At 65.9% G+C, this 4,131-nt stretch carries 3 protein-coding genes and 2 pseudogenes; all 5 read left to right on the top strand.

Going from position 1 to position 4,131, the window contains the following annotated elements; all coding sequences use genetic code 11:
* Nucleotides 1-124 precede the first annotated feature (124 nt).
* Nucleotides 125-1,408: an MCE family protein gene (locus tag CM1CMNOD_RS12270; protein ID WP_131773997.1), complete on the top strand. Its 1,284-nt coding sequence runs from the start codon at nucleotides 125-127 to the stop codon at nucleotides 1,406-1,408.
* Nucleotides 1,405-2,526 carry an MCE family protein gene (locus CM1CMNOD_RS12275; RefSeq protein ID WP_013873940.1) on the top strand — a complete coding sequence of 374 codons (1,122 nt, stop codon included), beginning with the start codon at nucleotides 1,405-1,407 and terminating at the stop codon, nucleotides 2,524-2,526. The genes CM1CMNOD_RS12270 and CM1CMNOD_RS12275 overlap by 4 nt, the downstream gene beginning before the upstream one ends.
* A gap of 9 nt (nucleotides 2,527-2,535) precedes the next feature.
* The gene (locus tag CM1CMNOD_RS12280) at nucleotides 2,536-3,591 is read left to right on the top strand and encodes an MCE family protein (RefSeq protein ID WP_013873941.1); all 1,056 of its coding nucleotides are present in this window, start codon (nucleotides 2,536-2,538) and stop codon (nucleotides 3,589-3,591) included.
* A gap of 8 nt (nucleotides 3,592-3,599) precedes the next feature.
* Nucleotides 3,600-3,812 (top strand): annotated as a pseudogene (locus tag CM1CMNOD_RS24455) (mammalian cell entry protein); the annotation flags it as partial.
* A gap of 55 nt (nucleotides 3,813-3,867) precedes the next feature.
* Nucleotides 3,868-4,131, top strand: a pseudogene (locus CM1CMNOD_RS23145) (MCE family protein); the annotation flags it as partial.

Here is a 4,131-nt window from a genome sequence, read left to right on the forward strand (position 1 = left end):
GTCCGGCGGGGGTGGGTGAGGCGGTGGGTAAGGCGGTGCGCACGTCGTTGGTCGCGGTACTCGCGGTGGAGTTGTGTGTGGCGATGGCACTGTACGGCGGCGAGCACAACTTCCGGATCTCAGGATGAGCGCGGCCCGCATCACACGGTCCGACCGCACCCTGCCGGAGGGCGTCCGGTACAAGATTTCGGCGCTGGTCCTGCTGTCGATTATCGCGACGCTGGTCGGGCTGACCATAGCCATGTACGCGAACAGTTTCACGCCGACGGCGGGGGTTACGCTTCGAGCGGACCGCAGTGGCCTGCAGATGCGTCCGGGCAACCTGGTGCAGCTACGCGGGGTGGATGTCGGGACGGTCCGTGCGGTCAAGCTGGCGCGTGACGGCGGGGTGGAGATCACGCTGGCGATGCAGCCGGACAAGCTGCGCTCCATCCCGGCGAACGTGGGGGTGCGGCTGGAGCAGATGACCGCGTTCGGGAACAAGCACGTGGCGTTGCAGATACCTCCGAATCCATCGACCAGAACGTTGAGCAGGGGCGCCGTGCTCTCGTCGAAGGACGTCAGCGTGGAGGCCAACGGGGTCTTCGACAGGCTCGACGACGTGCTGCGGGTCCTGCAGCCGGCCAAGGTGAACGCGGCGTTGGGTGCGGTGTCGCAGGCGGTGGCCGGCCGTGGTGAGGAGATCGGCAGGACCATCGATGTGACTAATTCGTACCTCGGTAAAATCAACAACGATATTCCGCAGTTGACCCGGGACCTTGACAAGGGTGCGACCGTGCTCGACATCTACGCCGCCGCCACTCCGGACCTGATGCGGGTGCTGGCGAACGGCACGGTCACCGCGCGCACGTTCGTCGATCAGCAGGGTGCTTTCCACGGGCTTCTCCAACAGCTCAGTTCACTGTCGGGAACCGGTCAGGACTTCCTCGCGATCAACGGCAGCCGACTGGTCGATCTGGCACACTCACTGATTCCCATCACCAGTCTGCTCGAAGATTATTCTCCGGAATTTTCCTGCTTCCTACAAGGCGCGGACAAGGCACACCAGCTGCTGAAGACCGCCATCGGCGGTGTCGTACCCGGCGTTATGGCGATCGTCAGCATCCAGCCCGGTAACGAGCCATACCAGTATCCTCGCGACCTGCCCAATATCGCCGCGGACAACGGGCCCAACTGCCACGGGATGCCCGACTACGACGGCAGCTACATCCCGGCTTCGTTGATGGTACCGGTGGACAAGGGTGGTGACCCCAATCCGCCCGGGCCGGACGCGAACCGGGCGCGGCTGGCCCAGACCCCGCTGGTGGTCCGGCTTTTTGGACCGCTGGCGACCCTGGGCAGCACCCCGGCCACAACCAGCCCGGCTACCCCGGCTGGTACGACCACGGCGGCGGGGGGTCGGCGGTGACCAGGTCGGCTCTCGCGGTCCGTAGCCAGGCTGTCAAGACCGGTGTTTTCGCGGTCGCCACATCCCTGGTGCTGTTGTTGATTTCGATTCAGCTCGGTGGGTTCAGTTTTAAGGACCGCGACGAGTACGGTGCGGTGTTCACCGACGTCTCCGGGCTGAAATCCGGGGACTCGGTCCGCGTCGCCGGTGTCGAGGTCGGCAAGGTCTCCGATGTGAAGACCTTCGAGAACACCCGGGCGAAGGTGACGTTCACCGTCAACACCAGCCGGCCGCTGCTCACCGGCGCGGTGGCGGCGGTGCGGTACAAGAACCTCACCGGTGACCGCTACCTGGAGCTGCGCCAGGGCCCGGGAGAACAGAAACCGTTGCCTCCCGGCGGGGTGCTGCCGGTGACGCAGACCCAGCCGGCGCTCGACCTCGACGTCCTGCTGGCCGGCTTCCACCCGCTGTTCGAAGGACTGGCTCCGGATCAACTCAACCAGTTCTCCGGCGAGCTGATCTCGGTCCTGCAGGGTGAAGGGGGAACGATCGATTCGATCCTGACCAGGACGGCGTCGTTGACCTCCACCCTGGCGGACCGGGACGTGGTGATCGGGCAGGTGGTCGACAACCTCAACGCGGTGCTGGGAAACCTGGACGATCACAGCGGCCAGCTCGGGGGCACGATCGACGGCCTGCAGCATCTGGTGTCCGGCCTGGCGGAGGACCGTACCCGCCTCGGTGGGTCCTTCGACACCGCGAGCACGTTGACGACACGGTTGAACGACCTGCTGACCGATCTGCGGGAACCGTTCGCCGGCATGGTTCACGAACTCGGTCGTACCGCCACCACGCTGAACGAGGGCCGGGAGACGATCGATACCGTTCTTGGTCTGCTGCCCGGTGCCTATCTGCGGGTCGCCCGGGTGGGATCTCGAGAATCGACCTACGGGATGTACATCTGTTCCCTGCGGGTGAAGCTGACCGGGCCGGACGGGCAGCCGATATACACGCCGTGGATCGGGCCGAGTGACAATGTCGAGCGCTGCAAACCTGGGACCGCCCCACTGGAGACACCCGCGCAGCGCGAACAGAAAGCCGCCGCGCAGGCCGTGAGCGCGACCGGAAGCGGCAGGTGAGGCGAAGCGATGGCCAAGAAGTTCCGTGAGCGCAATCTCACTGTGATCGCCCTGGTGGGTATTGCGGGGACGTTGCTGGCGATCGCCGGTACGTTCCAGGTCGCGAAGCTGCCGTTTATCGCGGGCGACTCCTATACCGCGCATTTCACCGAGGCCGGCGGGCTACAGCCCGGTGACCCGGTGAAGGTCGCCGGCACACAGATCGGGAAGGTGACCGGTGTTGGCCTCGACGGCCCTGACGTGAAGGTGACGTTCACCGCGAAACATGTCCGGCTCGGGGACGCGACCACGGCGCAGATCAAGACCAATACGCTGCTCGGCGCACGGTATCTCAGTCTGGTGCCGCGCGGGGACAGGCCGCTGGGAGGCGGCGGTGACATTCCGGTGGCGCGGACCACCGCCCCGTACAGCATCACGCAGGGTCTGGATGATGTCAGTGGGCAGGTCGGGCAGGTGGATACCGAGCAGCTCGCGCAGGCGTTGAGCACGTTCTCCGACGCCTTCCGGGACACCGCCGGGGACATCGGGCCTGCCATGGATGGGCTGACCAGGCTGTCTGAGACGATTGGTTCGCGGGACCAGGCGATCCGTGAGCTGTTCGCCAGGACCGGCAGCGTGACGGAGGTCTTCCGGCAGCGCACCCGGCAGATCACCACGCTGATGCTGGACGGTAACTCCCTTCTGGCGGAGCTGGAGAGCCGGCGGGCGAGCCTGCACAGACTGCTGGTCAACACCACCGCGGTTGCCGACCAGATCAGTGGCCTGGTCACCGACAACAACCAGCAGTTGAAGCCGGCGCTGACCGAGCTGAACGCGACGTTGGAGCTGCTGCGGCGTAACCAGAGCAACATCGTCTCCGCGGTGAGCCAGGTCGCCAGCTTCATCACCGGCTTCGGTGAGGGGGTCGCCAGCGGCCCCTGGTTCCAGGGATCCCTTGACGCCGCGGTCGGGGCTGTCGGTACGCATGATCTTGTTCCGCAGATCCCACTGCCGGCCGGGCAGCCGCAGCCACTGACTCCGACGCTGCCCTCGCTGGGGGATCTGCTCGGGCTGAACGGGAGATAGGCACGTTCATGACACAGAGACTCGCCGGCCGACCGTACGGTCTGATCGCCGCTGTTGTTGTCGTGGCGGTGGCCGCGACCGCCCTGGTACTCCTGCTGGGTGGCGGTGACAAGCATGGTGTGGCCTATTTCCGGTCGGTGAAGAACGTCTATGTGCATGACAAGGTCCGGATCCGGGGGGTTGTGGTCGGGAGGATCGACGCGATTGTTCCGGAGAAGGACAGGGTACGGGTCGAGTTCAGCTACGACGGTAGGTACAGTCTGCCGGCGGACGTGCGTGCGTGCGGCGATTGTGTCGCCGACGCTGGTGGCGACCCGGTTCGTCCAGCTCGACCCGCCGTATACCGGTGGTCCGACATTCGCGAACGGGGGCACGATTCCGTTGACGCGGACGGCGGCGCCGTTGGAGTTCGACGATCTGAAGGCGCAGTTGTCGCGGTTGTCCACGGCGTTGGGGCCGAACGGGCTGAATCGTGACGGTGCCCTGTCGGACTTCCTGGACACCGCGGCAGCGAATGGCAGGGGGCAGGGGGCAGGGGGC

This window comes from Protofrankia symbiont of Coriaria myrtifolia (assembly GCF_900634755.1).
GTDB lineage: Bacteria > Actinomycetota > Actinomycetes > Frankiales > Frankiaceae > Protofrankia > Protofrankia coriariae.